Source organism: Nocardioides allogilvus, from assembly GCF_003047285.1.
In the GTDB taxonomy this organism is placed as follows: Bacteria; Actinomycetota; Actinomycetes; order Propionibacteriales; family Nocardioidaceae; genus Nocardioides; species Nocardioides allogilvus.
Genome location: NZ_PZYX01000001.1, coordinates 139,346 through 161,784, shown reverse-complemented (window position 1 = coordinate 161,784; position 22,439 = coordinate 139,346). Strand labels below are relative to the sequence as shown.

The following is a 22,439-nucleotide window of genomic DNA, read 5'->3' as shown; positions in this document are numbered from 1 at the left end:
GGCGCTCATGGGCGTCCCTCCTCGGGCACACCGGCGCGGGTGACCGCGTCGACGGCCTCGGGGTCGAGCGCGAACAGCTCGGCCAGCGCGGCGGCGTAGGACACGGCGCCGGTCTCGTTGACGAGCTCCTTCACCCGGACGGTCGGCTCGTGCAGGAGCTTGTCGGCGACGCGACGCACGGTGTGCAGCACCTCGGCGCGCGTGACTTCGTCGAGGTCGGGCAGCCGGGTCGAGAGCCGCTCCATCTCGGCGTCGACGACCGAGGTCGCCATGGACCGGAGCGCGACCACGGTCGGCGTGACGCTGGCCTGGTGGCGCGCGGCGAGGAAGGCGGCGATCTCCTGGGCGACGATCGCGCGCACGCCCTCGACCTCGCGGGCGGCGTCGGAGTCACGCAGGTCCTCGGCCAGGGACGCGAGACCGATGAGGGTGACGCCGGGCAGGGTCGCGACCTCGGGCTCCACGTCGTGGGGCAGCGCGAGGTCGATGATCGCGAGCGGGGTCTCGAGGTCGCCCCGGGCCTCGGCGAGCCCGGCGCGGGTGACGAGGACACCGGCGGCGCCGGTGCAGGAGACGACCACGTCCGCGTCGCCCAGAGCGGTCGCGAGCTCGGCCAGCGGCAGCGAGCGGGCGTCGTACTCGCGAGCGAGCCGGGCGGCGTTGTCGCTGGTGCGGTTGACGACGGCGATGTCGCTGGCGCCGAGGCGGTGGACGGTCGAGATGGCCAGGGAGGCCATCGCACCGGCCCCGACGACGACGACACGGCGTCCGGCGACGGTCCCGGGGATCCGCTCGAGGGCGGCGGTGACCAGAGACGGGGCGGCGCGGTCGATGTCGGTCTCGGCGTGCGAGCGCTTGCCGACGCGCAGCGCCTGCTGGAAGAGCACGTTGAGCGCGGGGCCGACGGAGCCGACCTCCTGGCCCAGGCGCAGCGCCTCGCGGGTCTGGCCGAGGATCTGGCCCTCGCCGACGACCATCGAGTCGAGGCCGGAGGCGACGTTGAAGAGGTGGGAGACGGCACCGTCGTCGTAGTGGACGTAGAGGTGCGGCACGAGCGCCTCGGTGGACTCACCGGCGCGCTCGACGAGCAACCGCGAGACCTCCTCGACGCTGCCGTGGAAGCGGTCGACGTCGGCATAGACCTCGAGGCGGTTGCACGTCGCGATGACGGTCGCCTCACCGACGTGCTCGCTGCCCATCAGGTCGTCGACGAGCTTGGTGACGCCGTTGGCATCCAGGGCGAGCCGCTCGAGCAGCGCGACCGGGGCCGACTTGTGGGAGACCCCCACGACGAGAACACTCATGCTGAGTCCTCCGTGACTGCTTCTGCCTCGACCAGGCCGGCTGCTGCCTTGCGCTGGACGTGATAGGCGAGGATCTGGAGCTCGATCGAGAGGTCGACCTTGCGGACGTCGACTCCCTCGGGCACCGACAGCACTGTCGGTGCGAAGTTCAAGATGCTGGTGATGCCCGCGTCGACCATCCGGTCGGCGACGTCCTGGGCGGCCAGGGCGGGCGTGGCGATGACGCCGATCGCGACGCCGTGCTCGAGGACGATCGCCTCGAGCTCGTCGAAGGGGCGTACGTCGACGCCCGCGACGACCTCGTCGTGCCGGTCGGGATCGGCGTCGAGCAGGGCCACCACGCGGAACCCACGGCTGCGGAATCCGGAGTAGTTGGCGAGGGCGTGACCGAGGTTTCCGATGCCGACGATGACGACGGGCCAGTCCTGGGTCACACCGATCTCTCGGGCGATCTGGTAGCGCAGGTATTCCACGTCGTAGCCGACACCGCGGGTGCCGTAGCTGCCGAGGTAGGAGAGGTCCTTGCGGAGCTTGGCGGAGTTGACGCCGGCGGCGGTCGCGAGCTCCTCGGACGAGCAGGTCTCGATGTCCTGCTCAGCAAGCGTGATGAGGGCACGTAGATAGACGGGTAGCCGAGCGACAGTGGCCTCGGGAATGTCCCGGGCGTGGTCGTTGGACGTCCGTGCAGTCACTGCGTCTTCTTTCCAGCCAACGCGGTCCCGGGTGTGGGAAAACCCGTGTGAGAACGAGTCGGCGCGATCACTGTAGGAGTTTGTGAACGGGAGAACAAACTGAGCGACGATGCCGGCTAGCACATGTGAGATGACCCACCCGCACTGGGGGCCTCAGCGACGCAGGGCTGTGCGCAGCCGGACGGGGTCGACCCGCCAGAAGTCGTGCTGGCGACCATCGACGAAGGTCACCGGCACCTCGTCGGTGAAACGCTCGCGCAGAGCCGGGTCGGTGTCGATGTCGACCTCGACGTACGACTCCCCCAGCTCGGCGCACACGGCCTCGATGACGGCACGCGCCTCGTCGCAGAGATGGCAGCCCACGCGGCCGTAGAGGGTGACGCGTGCCGGGTTCGGGCTCGCGCTCATTCGAGCAGCCCCAGCTGGCGCCGGCGCTCCATCCCGCGCAGGCGGCCCTTCTGGACCTTGCCGGTGACGGTGAGCGGGAGCTCGGCGACCACCTCGACGCGGGTCGGCTGCTTGAAGCGGGCGAGGCGGGAGGACGCGTGGCCACGCACCGCGTCTTCCAGCGCCTCGCCGTCCTCCGGGGCGTCGGCCTCGGCGACGACATAGGCCACCACGGCCTCACCGGTGTCGTCGTCCGCGACCCCGATGACGGCGGCGTCGCGGACGCCGGGCACCTCGCGGATCACCTCCTCGACCTCGGAGGGATAGACGTTGAAGCCGCTGACGATGACCAGCTCCTTGACCCGGTCGACGAGGAACAGGTCGCCCGTCGAGTCGAGGAAGCCCACGTCGCCGGTCGACCACCAGCCCTCGTCGGAGGGGCCGCTCGCACCGTCGGGCCAGTAGCCGCTGAAGAGGTTGGCCCCCTTGACCTGGATCTCGCCCGGGTCCTCGCCCGTGACCGGCGTGTCGGTCTCGTCGACCAGGCGCAGCTCGATGCCGGGCAGCGCGGCACCGACCGAGCCGGTCTGCAGCACGTCGCTGCACAGCGTGCTGGTCACGACCGGGGACGCCTCGGTGAGGCCGTAGCCCTGGTGGACGGGGATGGTGGTGATCGCGGTGAACTCCTCGATCACCTCCGGCGGCAGGGGTGCGGAGCCGGAGAGCACGAGGCGTACGGGGCCGAGCCGGTCGGCGAGGTCCTCGATCCCGCGCCAGTGGGCGAAGACCGGCGGGGCGATCGGGAGCACGCTGACCGCCTCGTCCTCGATCAGGTCGAGCACGGCGAAGGGGTCCCAGTGCTCGACGAGCAAGAGCTTGGCGCGGTGCTGCAGGACGCCCCCGAGGACGGCGTTGAGCCCGTAGACGTGGAAGAGCGGCAGCACACCGAGCACGACGTCGTCGCCGTGGATCATCGGTGGCTCGACGTCGCCGACCTGCTCGAGGTTGGCCAGCAGCGCACGGTGGGTGAGCATCGCCGCGCGCGGCCGCCCGGAGGTGCCGCTGGTGTAGAGCAGGGCCGCGAGCTTCTCCGGGTCGGGCAGCGGCGGCAGGGCTCGCGCCTCGGTGGCCAGCACATCGGCGTACGACACCTCCCCGTCCTGCGGAGCGGTGTCGATGGTGACGACACGAGGACGCTGGGCGCGGCTGACGAGGTCGGCCTCGAGGTCGGTCGGCTCGCCGTCGAGGGCCGCGACGACCTGGGCGCAGGCGTCCCGGACGACGGCCAGGGAGTCGGGGTCGGCGATGACCAGGCGGGTGCCGGAGTCGGCGATCATCCGCGCGAGCTCGTCGGCGGTCGAGCGCGGGTTGACTGGTACGGCGACGACCTGCGCGCGCAGGATCGCGAGATAGCCCGTGACGAACTCGAGGCGGTTGCCGACCACGAGCATGACCCGGGCGCCGGCCAGGATGCCGAGGTCGCCCAGGCCGGTCGCGAACGACGCAACCTCACCCTCGAGCTCGAGCCAGGTGCGGCCGCGACCGTCCGACTCGACCACAGCCAGGCGATCCGGTGCCTCTTCCGACGCCAAGAGCAAGAGGTCGGCGAGATCCGTCTGCAGCATGGGCCGATACTTCCACACGCGCTGCCCCTCGCGGCGGCCTTGCAGGTCTACGCTGACCGACGTGACGCCGCCCGAAAGACCGCGCCGACTGAACCTCCAGCAACGCTCGACGCTGGCTGGTGAGGCGGCCGCGGCAGCGACCGAGGTCGAGACCGCGCTCAACATGCCCACCGACCTCACGGCGGCGGCCTTCTTCGACGTGGACAACACCGTCATGCAGGGCGCGAGCATCTTCCACCTCGCCCGCGGGCTGCACCGCCGCAAGTTCTTCTCGACCCGCGACATCCTGGGTGCCGCCTGGAAGCAGACCTACTTCCGGGTCGTCGGCGTCGAGGATCCCGAGCACGTCGCAGACGCCCGCAACTCGGCGCTGGGCTTCATTGCCGGGCACACCGTCGAGGAGCTCCGGGAGATCGGCGAGGAGGTCTTCGACGAGGGGATGCAGCACCGCATCTGGCCCGGCACCCGCGCCCTCGCGCAGATGCACCTCGACCAGGGACAACGGGTGTGGCTGGTGACCGCGGCGCCGATCGAGATCGCCTCCATCATCGCGCGCCGGCTCGGCCTCACCGGCGCCATGGGCACCGTCGCCGAGCACGAGGACGGCGTCTACACCGGCCGGCTCGTCGGCGACATGCTGCACGGCCCTGCGAAGGCCGAGGCGATCAAGGCGCTGGCCATCCGCGAGGGGCTGGACCTGAGCCGTTGCTCGGCCTACTCCGACTCCTACAACGACCTGCCCATGCTCTCCCTGGTGGGCGAGCCGATCGCGATCAACCCCGACGCCAAGCTGCGCGCCCACGCGAAGGAGCACAAGTGGCGTGTGCGTGACTACCGCACCGGGCGCAAGGCGGCCCGCGCCGGACTCGTGCTGGCCGCCGCGGCGGGCGGCCTGAGCGGTGCCGTGGCGGCCGGAGCGGCCGTGCGCGGCCGGCGTCACTGACGCTGCCGCCGCTCGCCCGTCTTGATCACCATGTGAGTTCGGTTCCATATGTGGGCTCGCCCGCATACCCTTGCCGAGTGACCGAGACACTGGTCACACCTGGGAGGGTGTTCTACGTATGTCGCGCGACATCGAACTGTCGGCTGGACTGGATGCGCTGAGGCGCGTCCTGGCGCTGGCCCTGTCGCCGTCCCTGTGTACGGCGATGGGCGTGCACCTCGACGTGGCCCTGTCCGAGGCGGCCATGTCGCCGCGACCCGCGACCGGTCCCGCGGGCGCACCCAACGGCGACTACGGCGACGCCGACCAGGCCACCTCCTCGGAAGAGAGCGAGGCCGACCGCACGCGGCTGATCGCGCTCGTCGAGCTCGCGCGCGGCGGCGACAAGGAAGCGTTCGGCATTCTCTACGACCACTACCAGCCGTCGGTCTACCGCTTCCTCTACTACCGCACGCGCTCGGCGACCCTGGCCGAGGACCTGACGGCCGACACCTTCTTCCGTGCGCTGCGCAGCATGAACAACTTCCGCTGGCAGGGCCGCGACTTCGGCGCCTGGCTGATGACGATCGCGCGCAACCTCACGACCGATCATTTCAAGGCCGGTCGTACCCGCCTCGAGATGACGACCGAGGACATGGGCCTGCACGACGACGTGACCGAGGGCCCGGAGGCAGCGGTGCTCGCGGGGCTGACCAACGAGGTGCTGCTCAAGGCACTGACCCAGCTCCCGCCGGAGCAGCGCGAGTGCCTGATCATGCGCTTCCTGCAGGGCCTGAGCATCGCCGAGACGGCCGCGGCGCTGGGCCGCTCCGACGGAGCGGTCAAGCAGCTGCAGCTGCGCGGGGTGCGCAATCTGGCCAAGCTGATGCCCGAAGGGTCGCACGACCGATGAACAAACGTAACCGACGTCTCTCAAGTGCTGCGCCCGCGCGCGTAACTTCCGTCCTCACCGGGTCGTTTGGCCCGGTGGAGGGGCACCGATCGGCTGCCACGTACAGCCTGCGAACCCAAGGAAGAATGCGATGACTGGGCCTTTCTCGGCACGAAGGCGTGCAGAGGAGTTCGACGCGGCACTCTCGCGTCCCTTCACTGAGCAGGACGCCACGGCCTTCGCCGACCTGCTCTCAGTCGTCCGCGACCTGCGAGCCATTCCGGAGCCGGCCCCGCGGGCCGACTTCGTCTCCGACCTGCGCCTGCGCCTGATGGCAGAGGCCGACACCGCCCTGCTCCCGCAGGCCTCCCGTCCGCTCACGGCCGAGGAGCAGCGCCTCGTCCTGCCCGTCCGGTCCTACCGCCGCGACCGTCGACTCGCCACCGTCCTGGGATTCGCCGCCATGCTCGGGGCGACCACCTCCATGGCCGTCGCCGCCCAGAGCGCCCTGCCCGGCGAGTCGCTCTATCCCGTCAAGCGCGCCCTCGAGAACGCCCAGACCGACTTCGCCCGTGACGACACCGCCCGGGGTGAGGCGCTCCTCGCCAGTGCCCGTGGGCGGCTCGACGAGGTCCGCGACCTCGCCGCCGACGGCAGCCCGCGCAGCATCAGCGCTCTCGAGCCCACCCTCGACACCTTCACCGAGCAGGCCAGCGAGGCCTCCGACGTGCTGCTGTCGGCCTACGCCACGACGGGTGACGAGGCATCGATCACCGAGCTGCGCACCTTCACCGGCGCGAGCATCCAGCGCCTGTCCGCGCTCGAGTCCGACCTGCCCGACTCGGCCGACGACAGCCTCGTCGCTGCCAGCCAGCGCCTGGCCGAGATCGACCAGCGCGCCAGCCGCGCCTGCCCGACCTGCGATGGCGGCGTCGCGTCGATCCCGCCCAACCTGCTCACGGCCAGCGCTCCGCCCTCCGGCGTCTCGACGGTGATCGTCACCGCGAGCCAGGATCCCGACCTGCTCACGCCGGTCACGGCGGCGGCGCCCCCCAGGCCCACGTCCCCCGCAGCTCCCGACCCGCTGTCGGGTACGGACGTCTCCGGCGTCGAGGTGCCCGACCTCGAGGTGCCGGACCCGGCCCCGACGTCGAACCCCACCCCGAAGCCCAGCACGCCCAAGGTCGACGTGAAGAAGCAGGTCAACGACGTCACCAAGCTGTTGACCGGCGACCTGTCGACCGCGACGGACGGCCTGCCGGTCGCCGACGAGGCGCTCACCGGTGTCGGCACGACCCTCGACGGCACGGTCGACGGGTTGCAGGGCACCGTCGACGGCGCGACCGACCCGCTGCTCCCCTGACGCGACGCCCGTCAGCGTCGCAGCTCAGCGAAAGACGCTCTGGCGTTCGCGCAACAGGGTGTAGAGGGTCTGCTGGATGGTCTCGCGCACCTGGTCGGTGACGTTGAAGACCAGCATCGGGTCGTCGGCCTCGACCGCGTCGTAGGAGTCGGTGCGGATCGGCTCGCCGAACTCGAGCAGCCACTTGGACGGCAGCGGCACCAGCCCGAGCGGTCCGAGCAGCGGGAAGAACGGCGTGATCGGGATGTAGGGGACGCCCAGAAGGCGGGCCAGCGACGGGATGTTGCCGACGAGGGGATAGATCTCCTCGGCGCCCACCACCGACAGCGGGATGATCGGCACGCCGGTGCGCAGCGCCGCGGACACGAAGCCGCCACGGCCGAAGCGCTGCAGCTTGTAGCGCTCGCTGAAGGGCTTGCCGATGCCCTTGAAGCCCTCGGGCCACACGCCCACCAGCTCGCCACCGGACAGCATCCGCTCGGCGTCCTCGCTGCACGCGAGCGTCGCCCCGCCCTTGCGGGCCAGGGCGCTGACGACGGGCAGCTTGAAGACCAGGTCGGCGCCGAGGGGTCGCAGGAAACGACCCGTCTCGTCGTGGATCGACAACATGGTCATCAGGCCGTCGATGGGCACGGTGCCGGAGTGGTTGGACACGACGAGCGCGCCACCGGTGGTCGGGATGTTGTCGACACCACGGACCTCGACGCGGAACCACTTCTGCGCGATCGGGCGCAGCGCGGCCATGAAGAAGCGCTCGGTGATCTCGGTGTCGAAGCCGTACTCGTCCACGACGTACTCGCCCGAGAGTCGACGGCGCAGGAACGCCATCATCTCGGCCAGCCGGCGCTCCCACTGGTCGCCGAAGAGCTCGACGGCGGCGCCCTGGAAGGCCGAGAGCCAGTCCCCGATCGGGACGCCCGCGAGCGGGTGGCGCTCCTCGGTGGTGACGGCGGGGCGCGACGCGGTCCTCGACGGCCCGGACTCCCGGGTCGGTCGCGGAGTCACGGGCTCGGTCGCGGCGGGCGTCGTCGCTGCCGGCGTGGGCTCCACCTTCGACCCAACCTGGGGCACAGGCTTCGAGGCAGCCTTCTTGGCGGCGGGCTTCGGCGCCGGGCCGGCCAGGCTGCGCGCCGCCGCGGAGGGTCGTGCACGTCCGGTCCCGCGACCGGGACGGCCGCTGGTGCCGATCGGGATGATGTCGGCGTCGGACGGGTCGCGATCAGACACGGACTTCCCCCTTCGGAGGCGGAGCGAGCAGGTCGCCGCGCAGCGGGACCCCCATGGAGACGGCGAAGTCGGCGAACGCGGCTGCGGTGGAGTAGCGCGGCTCGAAACCGAGCTCCTCGCGCATGCGCGTCGTGTCGACGCCGCGGCCGTAGGTCAAGAAGGTGAGCTGCTCCGGCGAGAAGTCGACGACGCGGGCCTGTCGCAGCGCAGACCCGACGCGACCGAGGGCGAACGTCGGCATCGACACAGTCGGCTTGTTCAGCCGGCGGATCGCCTGGGTGAGCATGAGCATGCCGTCACCGGCGACGTTGAAGGTGCCGGAGATGTCGGAGACCGCAGCGTGCCGCAGCACGTCGAGCAGGTCGTCCTCGTGCAGGAACTGCAGCCGCGGATCGAAGCCGAGCACCCGCGGTATGACCGGCAGGCGGAAGTAGCTCGTCATCGGGCTGACGACGTGGGGGCCGATGACGTTGGCCGCGCGGATGGTCGTGACGCTGACGTCCGGACGCCGGCGCGCGAAGCCGCGGACATAACCCTCGACCTCGTAGGTGTCCTTGGCATAGCCCGTGCTGGGAACCCGCTTGGGTCCCATGTCCTCGGTGAACATCGCGGGATCACGCGAGCTGGCGCCGTACATCGTGGTCGTCGACTTCACGACCAGGCTCTTGATCGTCGGCGACTTCTGGCACGCAGCGAGGAGCTGCATCGTGCCCATGACGTTGAGCTCCTTCATCGTGTTGCGACCGCCGGCCGAGCCGGGGGTCGCGATGACGCTCATGTGGACGACGGTGTCGATGTCGTCCTTCGCCAGCACCTTCGCGATGACGGGGCTGCGGATGTCGGCGCGCACGAAGGAGACGTCGCCGATGTCGCCGCGTGGTGGCACCACGTCGACGCCGATGACGCGGTCGATGGACGGGTCGCTGGCGGCAGCGCGCGCGAAGCGGCGGCCGATGTCACGGGATATCCCGGTGACCAGCACGACCCGTCCCATGACGACAGGTGTTACTTGCCGAGCTTGCGACGCTGCACGCGCGTCTTCTTGAGCAGCTTGCGGTGCTTCTTCTTGGCCATGCGCTTGCGCCGCTTCTTGATGACAGAACCCACGGAAAGACCTTTCACGAACCTGCGCACACGCAAACGGATGCGCGCGCGGCGCACAGGCAGGTGCCCGCACGACCCGCACAGCCTACTGGGCAGGCTGGGAGGGCAAGAATCGGTGTCCGCCCAGCCTGCGCGCCGGAACTATCCGGCGTTGTAGAAGCTCTTGCGGAGGTACTCGTTGACGTCGTCCTCGGTCACGCGGAACGAGCGGCCGACGCGAACGGCTGGCAGCTCTGCGTTGTGGACGAGTCGGTAGACCGTCATCTTCGAGACGCGCATCTTGGATGCGACCTCAGCAATCGTCAAGAAGACGACGTCGGACATGTCTCCAGGCTTGTTGGGAGCCATCTGTGCACCATTCCTTCTGCGCAACGGCACCGGCTTCCCCACCGGTGTCACAAGTTCGTGGCGCTCTTTTCGCAAAGATAGGGCCAATGTGACCTGTGGGGAAGGGTGTGACTAGAGAAACTTGTGGGGCGCTCGGCGTGTCGGGTTGATCCGGGGCATCTCGAGTACGCCGACCGGCTCACGGATAGGGGTCGAGCCCGTGCAGCGGGAACACCTCGCTGCGGGTCGCCATGATCGCCCGGTCGAGCCACGTCTCGGGGTCGTAGCCCCCCGACCAGTCCCGGTAGGCCGGGTTGCGACCGTCGGTGAGGCGGTGCGGCGCCGTACGACCCAGGACGTCGAGGACGTGGTCACGCCAGGCCTGCGGGGTCTCGGTCGCCGGGTCGAGCGGCGCTCCCGCGACGATCGCCAACAGGTGGGTCCAGGCGCGCGGCACGACCTCGACGAGGGCGTAGCCGCCCCCACCGGTGACGACCCACTTGCCGTCGCAGATCTCGTGCGCGAGCTCGTGCAGCGCGAGGTAGGCGGCGCGCTGGCCGTCGACGCTGAGCATCAGGTGGGCGAGCGGGTCCTCCATGTGGGAGTCACAGCCGTGCTGGGTCACGAGGACCTGCGGCGCGAACTCGCGCAGCACCGGCGGGACGACCGCGTGGAAGGCGCGCAGCCAACCGCCGTCGGCGGTGCCGGGCGGGAGCGCGACGTTGACCGCAGTCCCCTCGGCGCCCTCGCCGCCCGAGTCCTGCGGGAAGCCGGTGCCCGGGAAGAGCATCTGGCCGGTCTCGTGCAAGGAGATGGTGAGCACGCGCGGGTCGTCGTAGAAGATCTTCTCCACGCCGTCGCCGTGGTGCACGTCGACGTCGACATAGGCGACGCGCTCGACGCCGCTGTCGAGGAGGTGCTGGATCCCGACCGCGATGTCGTTGTAGATGCAGAAGCCGCTCGAGCGATCGACCATCGCGTGGTGCAGGCCGCCGACGATGCTGGCGCTGTGCAGCGACTCACCGCTGAGCACCTGGCGGCAGGCCTCGACCGTGGCGCCGACGACGTGCGCCGCGGCGGTGTGCATGCCCTCGAAGACCGGGTTGTCGTCGCTGCCGAGCCCGTGCAACGGGTCCTCGCCACCGTCGATGCCCATGCGGGTGACGGCGGCGATCAGCTCGCGCGTGTGGACCGTGGCGATCAGGTCGTTGTCGGCCATCGGCGGGGGCACCACCGTCAGCCCGGCCAGGACACCGAGCTCCTCGGCCAGGCGCATCGTGAGGTCGACGCGGATCGGTGACATCGGGTGCGAGGGCCCGAAGTTGTATTCCGTCAGCGACGAGTCGAAGACGACCGACGCCGGTCCGGAGCACTCCACCATGCAGCCGAACCTATCCCCCGCAGGAGATCGTCGCCGGGACGGCTCGACAGACGACCAGAGGTGAACATGTTCAAGAGTGTCTCTAGGGTGGCGGCGTGACCCGATCCGCCAAGGCCGAGCAGACCCGCGCGAAGATCGTCGCGTCGGCGATGGACCTGTTCCAGACCTCGGGCTTCGAGGGCACGACGATGCGCGGCATCGCCGATGCCGCGGGCGTCTCGCTGGGCAGCGCCTACTACTACTTCGCTGGCAAGGAGCACCTGATCCAGGCATTCTACGCCCAGATGCAGGTCGAGCACCTCGAGGCCACGCGCACCGTGCTCGACACCGAGACCGACTTCGCGGCGCGCCTGCGCGGGGTGCTCACCGCGTGGGTGCGGGTCGCGGCGCCGTACCACGAATTTGCCGGCACCTTCTTCAAGAACGCCGCCGAGCCGACCAGCCCGTTGTCGCCGTTCTCCCCCGAGTCTGCCGAGGCCCGGGAGGCCAGCATCGCGATCTTCGCCGAGCTGCTCGCGGGCTCGGACCTCAAGGTCGCATCCTCGCTCAAGCCTCGCCTGCCCGAGCTGCTGTGGCTGCTGCACATGGGCGTCGTGCTGTTCTGGGTGCACGACCGCAGCGCCGGCCAGCAGCGCACGCTCGCGCTGATCGCCGGCCTCGTCCCACTGGTCGACAAGCTCGGCCGGCTCTCCCGCGTCCCCGTCGTGCGGGGGGTCGTCAACGACCTCGTCGCACTGCTCGACTCGCTGCGGGCCTGAGCCGATGCGCGCGGTGATCTTCGACCTCGACGACACCCTGGTCGACCACACCTCCGCGGCCCGGACGGCATGCGTCCAGTGGGCCCGCGGGCAAGGCCTGGCCGGCACGGACGACGAGCTCGCGGTGCGGTGGGCGGCGATCGCGACTCCTCATTACGAGCGCTACCAGCAGCGGGAGATCACCTTCGCCGAGCAGCGCCGGGCGAGGGTGCGGGAGTTTCTCCCCCACCTGGACCTCGCGATCGACGAGGCCGCGGACGAGGCCTTCCAGGGCTACGCCGAGGCCTACCACGCCAGCTGGGCCTGCTTCGCGGACGCCGTCCCCGCCCTGCGCCGGGTGCGCGGAGCGGGGCTTCTCGCCGCGGTCCTGACCAACGGCGACCACGCCCACCAGCGACTCAAGCTCGCGCGGGTCGGGCTCATCGACGAGGTCGACCAGGTGTTCACCTCCGACGAGTTCCCGTTCGGCAAGCCGGACCCAGCGCCCTTCATCGGCACCTGCGCGCGACTGGGCGTCGACCCGGCCGAGGCGCTGATGGTCGGCGACTCGCTGGTGGCGGACGTCCAGGGCGCCGTCGGTGCCGGCCTGCACGCACTGCTGCTGGACCGGCGGGACGCGCACCCCTCGCACTCGCCGCGGATCAGCTCGCTGGAGGAGCTGCGGTTCAGCACAGACGTCCGGTAGGTCGGGCGCGCGAGGGGACCCGCAGCCCACTGCCGCGACCCGATGAACTTCCACTCGCTCGAGTGGAAGTTCACGCCCTCGCGCACGAGGCTGAGCGTGGACCTCGATGGAGATCCACTCGCTCGAGTGGAAGTTCAGGGCGGCGAGGCTGGGCCCCGCGGCACAGCGGTCAGCTGCCCTCGGCGAGCTCGCGCGAGCGGTTGCGGGCGGCCTCCATGGCAGCCAGGAAGGCAGCACGGACCTTGTGGATCTCGAGCTCGCGCAGGGCGGAAGCCGTCGTGCCGCCCGGCGAGGTGACCTGCTCGCGCAGGATCGCGGGGTGGGTGCCGGTCTCGCGGAGCATCTTGGCCGAGCCGTAGAGCGTCTGGATGACCAGCTCGGACGACGTCGCGCGCGGCAGCCCGAGGTGGACACCGGCCTCGATCATCGACTCGACGACGAAGAAGATGTAGGCGGGACCCGAGCCGCTGATCGCGGTGACCGCGTCCTGCTGCCTCTCCGGCACCCGCACGACGCGGCCGGTCGAGGCGAGCAGCGACTCGGCCTCGGCCAGGTGGGCGTCGTCGCAGTGCGAGCCGGGCGAGATGGCGGCCATGCCCTCGTCGACCAGCGCGGGGGTGTTGGGCATGACCCGCACGACCGCGATGCCCTCGGGCACCCGCGACTCGATGAAGGCGGTGGTGATGCCGGCGGCCAGGCTCACGATCAGCTGGCCAGGACGCAGCACCGGCGCGATCTCCTCGAGCACCGCGGCCATGTCCTGCGGCTTGACGACCAGCGCGACCGTGTCGGCCTTGCTGGCCGCCTCGATGTTGGAGACCACCGCGACGCCGTAGCGCTCCTCGAGCTCGTGGGCCCGCTCGGCGCGCTTCTCACCGACCATGAGGTCGTCGACACGGCGGCCCGCCCGGACGAGTCCGGAGAGCAGCATCTCGCCCATCACGCCGGCACCGATGATCGCTGTAGTCATGACTGCCTAACTCTTGGAGACGAGGGAGCGGAGGAAGAAGGTGAGGTTCTGCGGGCGCTCGGCCATCCGGCGCATGAGGTAGCCGTACCACTCCTGGCCGTAGGGGATGTAGACGCGCACCGTCTCGCCGGCGGCGGCCAGGCGCTTCTGCTCCTCGGGACGGATGCCGTAGAGCATCTGGAACTCGTAGGTGCCGACCCGGCGGCCGTAGCGGCTCGCGAGCGACGACGCTATCTGGATCATCCGCGGGTCGTGGCTGGCGATCATCGGGTAGCCCTGACCAGCCAGCAGCACCTTGAGACAGCGGACGTAGGACTTGTCGATGTCGATGCGCTCCTGGAACGCGACGGACTCGGGCTCCATGTAGGCGCCCTTGCACAGACGCACCCGCGAGCCCTCGTGGGCCAGCGCGCGGCAGTCGGCCTCGGTGCGGTGGAGCATCGCCTGCAGGACGGCACCCGTCTCGGGGAAGTCCTTGCGCAGCTCGTGCAGGATCGCCAGCGTCGAGTCGGTGGTGGTGTGGTCCTCCATGTCGAGGGTGACCGTGGTGCCGGCGTTGCGCGCGGCGCGGCAGATCTCGCGCGCGTTCTCCAGCGCGATCTTCTCGCCGTTGTCGGGGAGCGCCTGGCCGACGGCGGAGAGCTTGACGCTCACCTCGGCCTTGCTGGCCAGCCCGCGGTTGGCGAGCTCGGCGAGCAGCTCCTTGTAAGCGGCCACGGTGGCCTCGGCCTGCGCGAGGTCCAACGTGTCCTCGCCGAGGAAGTCGAGGGTGACGCGAAGGCCGTCGTCGATGAGGCCGGAGGTGGCGTCGACGGCCGCCTCCGTGGACTCCCCGGGGACATAGCTGGTGACGATTCCTGAAGAGACCGGCATGGTGCTGACGAGCTTCTTCACCTTGTCGCTCTTGGCAAGAAGGAGGATCGGTTGGCGGAGCAGTGACATGGCGCACAGGCTACGCCGACCGACCTCGCCGGGCCGAGCCAGCCTGCTTCATTCCGTACGGCGCCGCAGGGTCGCGGCACCGAGCGCCAGCCCCGCGAGGGCGAACCCCAGGACCACCCCGACATCGCCCCAGACGACCGCTTCGTCGGCCGTCCCGACCAGCTCCTGCATGGCGTCCACGGCATAGGACAGCGGCAGGACCCCGCTGATCACCTCGAGCACCCGCGGCAGGCTGTCGCGGGCCACGAACAGCCCGCACAGCAGGATCTGCGGGACCACGACGAGCGGCATGAACTGGACGGCCTGGAACTCGGTGGCCGCGAACGCACTGACGAACAGGCCCAGCGCCGTACCGAGCACGGCATCGACGATCGCGACCACGCCCAGCAACCAGACCGGCCCGTTGACGTCGAGCCCGAGCAGGCCGACGCTGACCGCGACCGCGAGGGCGGACTGCACCGCCGCGATGGCGCCGAAGGCGACGGCATAGCCGAGCAGGAAGTCGAGCTTGCCCAGCGGCATCGACAGCAGGCGCTCGAGGGTGCCGCTGCTGCGCTCGCGCAGGGTGGTGACGCTGGTGACCAGGAACATCACGATGAACGGGAAGAGCGCGAGCAGGCCCGGGCCGAAGCGGTCGAAGGCCGCGCCGGGCAGGTCGGCGAACATCCACCAGAGCAGGGTGATGAGCAGGCACGGCAGCACGAGCAGCATGGCGAGCGTGCGGTGGTCGCGGCGGATCTGGGTGAGCACGCGACCGGCGACGGCGAGGGTCCTCATGAGACGGCCTCGCCCTCGACGATGCGCAGGAAGGCGTCCTCGATGTCGCGGGCGTCGCCGCGGATCTCGCTCGGGGTGCCGTTGGCGATGATCCGGCCCTCCCGCATGAGCAACAGCCGGTCGCAGCGCTCGGCCTCGTCCATGACGTGGCTGGAGACGAGCACGACCCTGCCGGCGTCGGCGAGGCGGTGGAAGAGCGCCCACAGGTCGCGGCGGAGCACGGGATCGAGCCCGACCGTGGGCTCGTCGAGGACGAGCACGTCGGGGTCGCCGAGGAGCGCGACGGCCAGGCTGGCTCGCGACCGCTGGCCGCCCCTGAGGCTGCCGACGACCTGGTCGCGGTGGCTGTCGAGGTCGACGGCCGCGACGGCCCGGTCGATGGCCTCGTCGATCGCCGCGACCCCGAGCACCCGGGCGAAGAAGCGCAGGTTCTCCGCGACCGAGAGGTCGTCGTACACGCTCGCGGCCTGGGTGACGTAGCCGACGCGGTCGCGCAGCGGCTTGGAGCCGGCGGGCCGGCCGAGGACCTCGACGCTGCCGGAGCGGACCTGCTGGACGCCGACGACCGCACGCATCAGCGTCGACTTCCCGCAGCCGCTGGGCCCCAGCAGACCGGTGACGCCCGCGCCGACCTCGAGCGAGATGCCGGGCAGCACCTCGCGTCCCCCACGCACGACCCTCAGGTCGGTGATGACGATGTTATTCATCATGTGTTGAATTGTGCTCGCGGGACGAGCGCCCGTCAAGCGTCGGGCAGCTCGCCGGTGAGATAGCGCTGGAGGGTGGGCGCACAGGTCGCCCGGACGACGTCCGCCGGCAACGACGCGAGCGGCTCCACCCGGAGGACGTAGCGCAGCAGGATCAGGCCGATCATCTGGCTCGCGACCAGCGTCATGCGGTGCTCGGGGCGGTCGAGGCCGAGCCTCGCCCCCACCGGCTGGACCACCACCGGCAAGAAGCCCTCCGCCAGCAGCCGGTCACCGCCGGGCTCGAGCATCCGGCGCGCCACGGCCAGCAGGGCCGGCTGCAGCGCTGGGTCCTCCCACACGCCCAGGAAGGCGGCCAGGAAGCGGTCGGCCGCGTCCTCGACGGGGCCCTCGACCACGCGTGCGATGACCTCGCGCGGGTCGACGGGCAGCGCCATCGCGGCGAGGAAGAGGTCGTCCTTGGTGCCGAAGAAGTGGTGCACCAGCGCGGGGTCGACACCGGCGGCCGCTGCGACGGCGCGGATCGTCGTACCGCGAAAGCCGTGCTCCGCGAAGGACGTCCGGGCAGCGGCCAGGACGGCCGCGCGGGTGTCGGAGGCGCCGGGGCGGCGACCGCGAGCCATCAGCGCATCAGTTCGTTCGTACGGCGAAGTGCTCGCGCGCGAAGGCCAGGGAGGCCGCCAGGTCGGCGATCCGCTCGTCGCGGGTGCTGCAGCGTCGGGTGTTGATCTCCAGGATGATGTGACCGGCGAAGTCGCGCTCGGCGAGGTGGCCGAGGAACTCGCCGGCACGCATCACCCCGCGGCCGGGCACGAGGTGCTCGTCCTTGGCCGAGCCACTGCCGTCGGTGAGGTGGACGTGGCGCAGCCGCCTCCCCAGCCGGTCGGCCATCTCGATCACGTCTGAGCCGGCGATCGCCGCGTGGGAGAGGTCGATGGTGGTGTTGGCGTAGTTGTGCTGGCTGGGGTCCCAGCTCGGGAGGTACATCTCCATCCCGCGGCGCGAGGACGCCCGCCACGGATACATGTTCTCGACGGCGAAGGCGATGCCGGTCGAGCTCTCGAGCGCGGCGATGCCGTCGACGAAGCCGGCGGCGTACTCCCGCTGCCAGCGGAAGGGCGGGTGCACCACGACCACGTCGGCACCGACCTCGAGGGCGAGGTCGGCGGAGCGCTCGAGCTTGCCCCACGGCTCGGTGCCCCACACGCGCTGCGTCCACAGCAGGCAGGGAGCGTGGATCGCGCACACCGGCATCTCGTGGTGGTCGATGAGCTGCTTGATCGCCGACGTCTGCTGGGACAGCGAGTCGATGCCGACCATCACCTCGACGGCGTCGTAGCCGAGCTGCGCGGCATAGCCGAAGGCGTGGGCGGTCGACTCGGGATAGACCGAGGCGGTGGAGAGGCCGATCAAGGTCACGTCGGGCTCAAGACTGAGATCTGGTCGATCCGCTCCAGGATGACGCCCTCACGCAGCGCCCACGGGCAGATCTCCAGCGCGGGCAGGTCGAAGATGTCCATGCAGGCCTCGGCAACGAGCGCGCCGGGGACGATCTGGTGGGTGCGGCTGGGCGAGACACCGGGCAGGTGCGCGAGCTCGTCGCCGGTCAGGGCGATGAGCTTGGGGATCCACTCCGCGAGCGTGGCGCGCTCCAGCACGCGCGGCACCAGCGCACCCTCGCCGCTGGGCGCCGCACCGCAGATCCGCGCCAGCGAGCGGAACGTCTTCGAGGTGGCCGCCGCCCGGTCGGGGGTGCCGGGACGGAGCAGGTGACCGGCATTGTCGGCGATGTCGGCGCGGATCTGGCGGCGCAGCCGACGCACTGCTTCCTCGTCGGGCCGGTCGCCGCCGAACCAGGTGCGGGCCAGGCGCGCAGCGCCGAGCGGCAGCGACCAGGCGACGTCGGGGGCCTCGTCGGAGCCGCCGGCGATCTCCAGCGAACCACCGCCGATGTCGAAGACGGCCAGCCGGCCGGCAGACCAGCCGAACCAGCGGCGTACGGCGAGGAACGTCAGCCGGGCCTCGTCCTCTCCGGAGAGCACCGCGAGGTCGACCCCGGCGACGCGCCGGACGTGCTCGAGCACGTCGTCGGCGTTGACGGAGTCGCGGACCGCGGAGGTGGCGAAGCCGAGCATGTCGGCGCAGCCCTTGTCCTCGGCGACCCGCACGGCCGAGGCGCAGAAGTCCGTCAGCGCGTCGATGCCCTGCTGGGTGACGGCGCCGCGCTCGTCGAGGTGCTCGGCCAGCCGGAGCGGCTCCTTGTGCGAGAAGGCCGGGAGCGGCGCGGCGCCACCGTGCGCATCGACCACGAGGAGGTGACCGGTGTTGGAGCCGATGTCGAGGACGCCCAGGCGCATGGGACCAAACTACTAGGCAAGGTGCCCGCCCGTAGGATCGTCCAGTGCCCGAAGTCGATCTCGTCTTTCCCCGTGCGTACGTCGAGTTCGCCGACCCGGCGGACGACGAGCAGGTCTTCCGCTGCGACCTGACGTGGCTGACGTCGAGCTTCATGTGCATCTTCGGCCAGGGCTGCCAAGGGATCTATGCCGACGCCCCCGACACCGGGTGCTGCACGCTCGGTGCCCACTTCGCCGACAAGGACGACGAGTCGCGGGTTGCGGGCTTCGTCGCCCAGCTGACCCCGGAGCAGTGGCAGTTCCACCCCGGGCGCACCGCCACGAAGGCGGACTGGGTGGAGAAGGATGACGACGGGGAGCGCAAGACCCTCACCCGTGAGCACGACGGGCAGTCGGCGTGCATCTTCCACAACCGCGCAGACTTCAGCACCGGGGCGGGTTGTGCGCTGCACGGCCTGGCGCTGGAGCAGGGTCGCAACCCGCTCGAGACGAAGCCCGACGTCTGCTGGCAGCTGCCGATCAGGCGCACGTTCCGCACCGTCGAGCGCCAGGACGGGACCTCCTACACCGAGGTCGCGATCGGTGAGTACGACCGCCGCGGCTGGGGTCCGGGCGGCCACGACCTCGACTGGTACTGCTCCGGCAACACCGAGGCGCACGTCGCGCTCGAGCCCGTGTTCGTCACCCACGAGGCGGAGCTCACCGAGCTGATGGGCAAGGACGGATACGTCGAGCTCGTGCGCCACTGCGAGGCACACGTGCGTTCGCGCTCCGCGCTGGCGCTGCATCCCGCCGATCCACGCTGACCGAGTTTTCTCGACGTCAAGACAACCCGACCCCCCTGTCCGGCCCTCGCGGCCAGCGGGGTCAGAATGCCTGCATGCGCCTGGACCATCTTTCTTTCGCAGCCGGACCTGATGGCCTCGCCAGCACCGCCCAGCGCATCGGGGGCCTGCTCGGCAAGGACTTCATCGACGGTGGAGTGCACCCACGCTTCGGCACCCGCAACATGATCCTGCCCCTGGACGGAGGGACCTACCTCGAGATCGTCGAGGTCCTGGACCACCCGGCCAGCGACAAGGCTCCCTTCGGGCAGGCCGTGCGTGCGCGCTCGGCTGCCGGCGGCGGCTGGCTCGGCTGGGTCGTGGCGATCAACGACATCACCGCGGTCGAGCAGCGCCTCGGTCGCGACGCCGTGAAGGGCAACCGCCACCTGCCGACCGGCGAGGAGCTGCTCTGGAAGCAGATCGGCGTCAACGACCTGATGGCCGACCCGCAGCTCCCGTTCTTCATCCAGTGGGAGTCGCCCGACGCGATGCACCCGAGCACGGGCGCCGACACCGACTTCGCGCTCGCGACGCTCGAGATCGCCGGCGACCCGCAGCGGGTCAGCGAGTGGCTCGGCGAGACCGTCGAGGCGCCTCTCGAGGACGTCAAGGTCGAGTGGGTCGCCCCCAACGGCACCCCCGGCATCCTGGCCGCGCAGTTCCAGACCCCGTCGGGTCTGGTCCGGATCTGACGCTCCCCCCGGCATGACGCGCCCTCCGCGGATCGAGGGTGCGACCCCGTCGCCGAACATCTGGCACCACCCGGCGACCTACGAGCTCGAGAACCGCGCGGCCGATCCGCACGGACGGATCGAGGCCGCGATGGCCTCGGTCGCGCCCTGGGACGGGCTGCGCTTCGCCGACATCGGCTGCGGCTCGGGCTTCCACCTCCCGCGCTGGGCTGCGAGCGCCACCTCCGTCATCGGCGTCGAACCGCACCCTGACCTCGCGCGGCTGGCGCAGCGCCGTACCCGCCGGCTGGGCAACGTCACTGTCTCGGTCGGTACGGCGCAGGCCCTCCCGGTCCCGGACGCGTCGGTCGACGTCGCGCACGCGCGCTGGGCCTACTTTTTCGGCCCCGGGTGCGAGCCGGGGCTGGTCGAGCTCGACCGGGTGATGGCGCGCGGCGGGACGGCGTTCGTCATCGACAACGACGGCTCGCGCTCGACCTTCGGGTCGTGGTTCCGCCGGGGCTATCCGATGGTCGACCCTTCCGCCGTCGAGACCTTCTGGTCTCTGCGTGGGTGGACGCGCATCCCGGTCGACATGGGCTGGGCCTTCTCGTCGCGAGCAGACCTCGAGGCCGTGGTGCGGATCGAGTTCACGCCGGAGCTGGCCGAGGAGATCATCGCGTCGCACGAGGGCACCGACGTCGACTACGCCGTCAACGTGTGGTGGCGTGACTACTGACCGGTGAAGGTCACCTCTGATGTTCCCCACACCTCGCCGCTCACCATGAGGTGCTGCAGGTCGCCAGCTCGTTCGCAGGTGCCGGTCGACATCGTGCAGCGCACGATCTGGAGCTGCTGCTTGACCGGCTCACTCACCGTGTAGGCACCCATCCGCTGATCGACCAGAGCCAGCAGGAAGCTGTCGTTGCTCTCCCACCCAGCGTTGCCCATCCATCCCTCGCCGTTGGACACCAGGTCGCGTGGGATGTCGACCTCGGTGAAGCCATCGTTGCTCAGGTTCCAGACCCGCGGCAGGTGATCGGTGAGCAACCATCGGCGATCGGGAGACACGTCCACGGCTTCGGACAGGTAACTGCCCATGCACCCGGTGCCCTGCTCATGCCAGGCAGCGCCAATGAGCCAGAAGGACGTGGTGCAGGTGTTGGCCTTCTCGGTGTAGTCGTAGGAGATCGCAAAGTCGGCGGGGCCACCTTGGGGGATGTGACTGTCGGTGGGCGGTTCGATTTCGACCGTGGTGCCGTCGCCCTTGAGCAGCCAGGTGGTGCCCCAGCCCTTCGTCGTGGGCGAGCCCCGGTAGACGAGACCTTGGTCGGTGAAACCGTTGAGCCGGATCGACTGGTCGTGGCCGGGATCTGCGATCGGCTCGTAGGCAGGGTTGTGCGGGATCTCCGTCGTGTCCAGCGTTGCGAGGTCCACCACGCGATCGCCGTAGGCGACCTGGGATCCGTCAGGCGACACGGCAATGGTGGCGTCGGCCGAGCCGTCGCCGAACGGCGCGGCCGGTAGCGTCCGAATCGATCCGTCGGATGCCAGCACCGCGGGTGCGAGAGCGTTCTCCATCGGGGCGAGGGCGACAACCCAGCCGCCGCGGGCTCGCTGCGGGGCGACGACCGTGGCGATTCCCTCGGGCAACGGCACCACGGTGTCGCCGTCGCGAAGGCCACCCTCGCCGTAGTAGGGGAGCTTGACGTTGGCGCCCTTCGGCAACCTCTGTGCCCATGCCATCGCGGCGTCGAAGCGCTGTCCACCATTGGCCACCTGACCCTCGCGAGCCGTGGGCGAGTCGGGGATCACGAATGTGCTCCCGACGGCGATGACCCCGGCAGCAGCTAGCACGCCCGCGGCGTTCCGACGACGGCGCCGCGCACGTCCTCGCCTCATCACGGTCCGGGCGAAGGCGGGCGGGGCGGTCGTGTCGTCGACGGCCGAGTGGAGGCGGTCACGGATCTGGGAGTCGATGCTCATCGGTTCAGTCCTGTCGCGTGGAAGGTGGCGGGGTCGGCGCAGAGCTCGCGCATCAGGGCGACGCCGCGGGAGGCATGGGCCTTGACCGTGCCGGTGCTGCAGCCGAGGGTCTCGGCGATCTGCACCTCGGACTGGTCCTCGTAGTAGCGCAGCACCAGCACCGCGCGCTGGCGCGGCGACAGGGCGGCGAGCAGGCCCCAGACCGCGTCGCGGTCCTCGGGTCCGGCGGGGACGGTGACCGTCTCGGGCACCTCGCCGGTGAGCACCTCGCCGCGACGCTGGCGGCGACGGGTGCGGTCGATCGCCGCGCGGGTCATGATCGAACGGACGTAGGACTCCTGGGCCTCGCGTCGCTTGATGCGGGGCCAGGCGACGTACGCCCTCTCCAGGGCGGTCTGCACGAGGTCCTCGGCGGCATGCCGATCTCCCGCCGACAGCAGGCGCGCGGTCCGCAGCAGGGCAGCGGAACGCGCATCGACGAAGGCGACGAAGTCGTATCGCGTCTGGCCACAGGGTCTCCTCGGTTCGTGGATCT

26 protein-coding genes are annotated in these 22,439 nt (G+C 70.5%); 8 read left to right on the top strand and 18 right to left on the bottom strand.

Translation table 11 applies throughout. The annotated features are described in order from the left end of the window. Positions 1-5: 5 nt before the first annotated feature. The 4 genes from C9J87_RS00845 to C9J87_RS00830 form a co-directional block, all read right to left on the bottom strand. Positions 6-1,304 carry a glutamyl-tRNA reductase gene (locus C9J87_RS00845; RefSeq protein WP_107704495.1) on the bottom strand — a complete coding sequence of 433 codons (1,299 nt, stop codon included), beginning with the start codon at positions 1,302-1,304 and terminating at the stop codon, positions 6-8. Beyond that, positions 1,301-1,996, bottom strand: a complete 696-nt coding sequence (locus C9J87_RS00840; RefSeq protein WP_107704494.1) for a redox-sensing transcriptional repressor Rex — start codon at positions 1,994-1,996, stop codon at positions 1,301-1,303. The genes C9J87_RS00845 and C9J87_RS00840 overlap by 4 nt, the downstream gene beginning before the upstream one ends. A gap of 153 nt (positions 1,997-2,149) precedes the next feature. Beyond that, positions 2,150-2,404: a glutaredoxin family protein gene (locus tag C9J87_RS00835; RefSeq protein ID WP_010831466.1), complete on the bottom strand. Its 255-nt coding sequence runs from the start codon at positions 2,402-2,404 to the stop codon at positions 2,150-2,152. Next, positions 2,401-4,008 carry a class I adenylate-forming enzyme family protein gene (locus C9J87_RS00830; protein WP_010831465.1) on the bottom strand — a complete coding sequence of 536 codons (1,608 nt, stop codon included), beginning with the start codon at positions 4,006-4,008 and terminating at the stop codon, positions 2,401-2,403. Before C9J87_RS00830 ends, C9J87_RS00835 begins: the two co-directional genes overlap by 4 nt. 61 nt (positions 4,009-4,069) lie before the next feature. Between C9J87_RS00830 and C9J87_RS00825 the strand changes: the two genes are divergently transcribed. The 3 genes from C9J87_RS00825 to C9J87_RS00815 all read left to right on the top strand — a co-directional run bounded on the left by C9J87_RS00825 (position 4,070) and on the right by C9J87_RS00815 (position 7,185). Then, complete coding sequence (locus C9J87_RS00825) at positions 4,070-4,951, top strand: HAD family hydrolase (protein ID WP_010831464.1); 882 nt, start codon at positions 4,070-4,072, stop codon at positions 4,949-4,951. A 118-nt stretch (positions 4,952-5,069) separates the two neighbouring features. Next, a complete protein-coding gene (locus C9J87_RS00820) occupies positions 5,070-5,843 on the top strand; it encodes a sigma-70 family RNA polymerase sigma factor (RefSeq protein ID WP_010831463.1) in 774 nt (257 codons plus the stop codon). Between the two features lie 130 nt (positions 5,844-5,973). After that, positions 5,974-7,185, top strand: coding sequence for a DUF5667 domain-containing protein (locus C9J87_RS00815; protein WP_107704493.1), 1,212 nt, complete (start codon positions 5,974-5,976; stop codon positions 7,183-7,185). Positions 7,186-7,209: 24 nt separating this feature from the next. On the opposite strand, the gene C9J87_RS00810 is transcribed toward C9J87_RS00815, so the two are convergent. The 5 genes from C9J87_RS00810 to C9J87_RS00790 all read right to left on the bottom strand — a co-directional run bounded on the left by C9J87_RS00810 (position 7,210) and on the right by C9J87_RS00790 (position 11,224). Next, positions 7,210-8,412, bottom strand: a complete 1,203-nt coding sequence (locus C9J87_RS00810; RefSeq protein WP_010831461.1) for a lysophospholipid acyltransferase family protein — start codon at positions 8,410-8,412, stop codon at positions 7,210-7,212. Continuing rightward, positions 8,405-9,406: an NAD-dependent epimerase/dehydratase family protein gene (locus tag C9J87_RS00805; RefSeq protein WP_107704492.1), complete on the bottom strand. Its 1,002-nt coding sequence runs from the start codon at positions 9,404-9,406 to the stop codon at positions 8,405-8,407. The genes C9J87_RS00810 and C9J87_RS00805 overlap by 8 nt, the downstream gene beginning before the upstream one ends. Positions 9,407-9,417: 11 nt before the next feature. Further along, positions 9,418-9,519 (bottom strand): 30S ribosomal protein bS22, encoded by a 102-nt coding sequence (locus tag C9J87_RS00800; RefSeq protein ID WP_008356322.1) that lies wholly within the window; start codon positions 9,517-9,519, stop codon positions 9,418-9,420. 138 nt (positions 9,520-9,657) lie between these two features. Further along, the gene (locus C9J87_RS00795) at positions 9,658-9,840 is read right to left on the bottom strand and encodes a helix-turn-helix domain-containing protein (protein WP_269634805.1); all 183 of its coding nucleotides are present in this window, start codon (positions 9,838-9,840) and stop codon (positions 9,658-9,660) included. 202 nt (positions 9,841-10,042) lie between these two features. Next, positions 10,043-11,224 (bottom strand): acetoin utilization protein AcuC, encoded by a 1,182-nt coding sequence (locus C9J87_RS00790; protein WP_107704491.1) that lies wholly within the window; start codon positions 11,222-11,224, stop codon positions 10,043-10,045. Positions 11,225-11,319: 95 nt separating this feature from the next. On the opposite strand from C9J87_RS00790, the gene C9J87_RS00785 reads away from it, so the two are divergent. Then, complete coding sequence (locus tag C9J87_RS00785; protein ID WP_010831458.1) at positions 11,320-11,982, top strand: TetR family transcriptional regulator; 663 nt, start codon at positions 11,320-11,322, stop codon at positions 11,980-11,982. Positions 11,983-11,986: 4 nt separating this feature from the next. Beyond that, entirely contained in the window at positions 11,987-12,667 is a 681-nt protein-coding gene (locus C9J87_RS00780) for an HAD family hydrolase (RefSeq protein WP_107704490.1), read from the top strand. A 169-nt stretch (positions 12,668-12,836) separates the two neighbouring features. On the opposite strand, the gene proC is transcribed toward C9J87_RS00780, so the two are convergent. The 7 genes from proC to C9J87_RS00745 are packed head-to-tail and all read right to left on the bottom strand — an operon-like array spanning position 12,837 to position 18,420. After that, positions 12,837-13,637, bottom strand: a complete 801-nt coding sequence (gene proC / locus C9J87_RS00775) for a pyrroline-5-carboxylate reductase (protein ID WP_010831456.1) — start codon at positions 13,635-13,637, stop codon at positions 12,837-12,839. 6 nt (positions 13,638-13,643) lie between these two features. Next, positions 13,644-14,579, bottom strand: coding sequence for a proline dehydrogenase family protein (locus C9J87_RS00770; RefSeq protein WP_010831455.1), 936 nt, complete (start codon positions 14,577-14,579; stop codon positions 13,644-13,646). A gap of 48 nt (positions 14,580-14,627) precedes the next feature. Then, a complete protein-coding gene (locus tag C9J87_RS00765) occupies positions 14,628-15,356 on the bottom strand; it encodes an ABC transporter permease (RefSeq protein WP_010831454.1) in 729 nt (242 codons plus the stop codon). Beyond that, positions 15,353-16,066 carry an ABC transporter ATP-binding protein gene (locus C9J87_RS00760; RefSeq protein ID WP_107704489.1) on the bottom strand — a complete coding sequence of 238 codons (714 nt, stop codon included), beginning with the start codon at positions 16,064-16,066 and terminating at the stop codon, positions 15,353-15,355. The genes C9J87_RS00765 and C9J87_RS00760 overlap by 4 nt, the downstream gene beginning before the upstream one ends. Positions 16,067-16,098: 32 nt before the next feature. Continuing rightward, entirely contained in the window at positions 16,099-16,686 is a 588-nt protein-coding gene (locus C9J87_RS00755; RefSeq protein ID WP_107704488.1) for a TetR/AcrR family transcriptional regulator, read from the bottom strand. Positions 16,687-16,693: 7 nt separating this feature from the next. After that, positions 16,694-17,482, bottom strand: coding sequence for a sugar phosphate isomerase/epimerase family protein (locus C9J87_RS00750; protein WP_232819795.1), 789 nt, complete (start codon positions 17,480-17,482; stop codon positions 16,694-16,696). Then, on the bottom strand, positions 17,479-18,420 hold the full coding sequence (locus tag C9J87_RS00745) for a Ppx/GppA phosphatase family protein (RefSeq protein WP_010831450.1): 942 nt from the start codon (positions 18,418-18,420) through the stop codon (positions 17,479-17,481). Before C9J87_RS00745 ends, C9J87_RS00750 begins: the two co-directional genes overlap by 4 nt. A gap of 44 nt (positions 18,421-18,464) precedes the next feature. Between C9J87_RS00745 and C9J87_RS00740 the strand changes: the two genes are divergently transcribed. From C9J87_RS00740 to C9J87_RS00730, 3 genes are all read left to right on the top strand, one after another. Further along, positions 18,465-19,226: a hypothetical protein gene (locus C9J87_RS00740; protein WP_010831449.1), complete on the top strand. Its 762-nt coding sequence runs from the start codon at positions 18,465-18,467 to the stop codon at positions 19,224-19,226. 74 nt (positions 19,227-19,300) lie between these two features. After that, complete coding sequence (locus C9J87_RS00735; protein ID WP_010831448.1) at positions 19,301-19,939, top strand: VOC family protein; 639 nt, start codon at positions 19,301-19,303, stop codon at positions 19,937-19,939. Between the two features lie 13 nt (positions 19,940-19,952). Further along, a complete protein-coding gene (locus C9J87_RS00730; RefSeq protein WP_107704487.1) occupies positions 19,953-20,657 on the top strand; it encodes a class I SAM-dependent methyltransferase in 705 nt (234 codons plus the stop codon). Here C9J87_RS00730 and C9J87_RS00725 read toward each other — a convergent pair. Continuing rightward, a complete protein-coding gene (locus C9J87_RS00725) occupies positions 20,651-21,904 on the bottom strand; it encodes a hypothetical protein (RefSeq protein WP_107704486.1) in 1,254 nt (417 codons plus the stop codon). The genes C9J87_RS00730 and C9J87_RS00725 overlap by 7 nt on opposite strands. After that, on the bottom strand, positions 21,901-22,437 hold the full coding sequence (locus tag C9J87_RS00720) for a SigE family RNA polymerase sigma factor (RefSeq protein ID WP_107704713.1): 537 nt from the start codon (positions 22,435-22,437) through the stop codon (positions 21,901-21,903). Before C9J87_RS00720 ends, C9J87_RS00725 begins: the two co-directional genes overlap by 4 nt. Positions 22,438-22,439 lie beyond the last annotated feature (2 nt).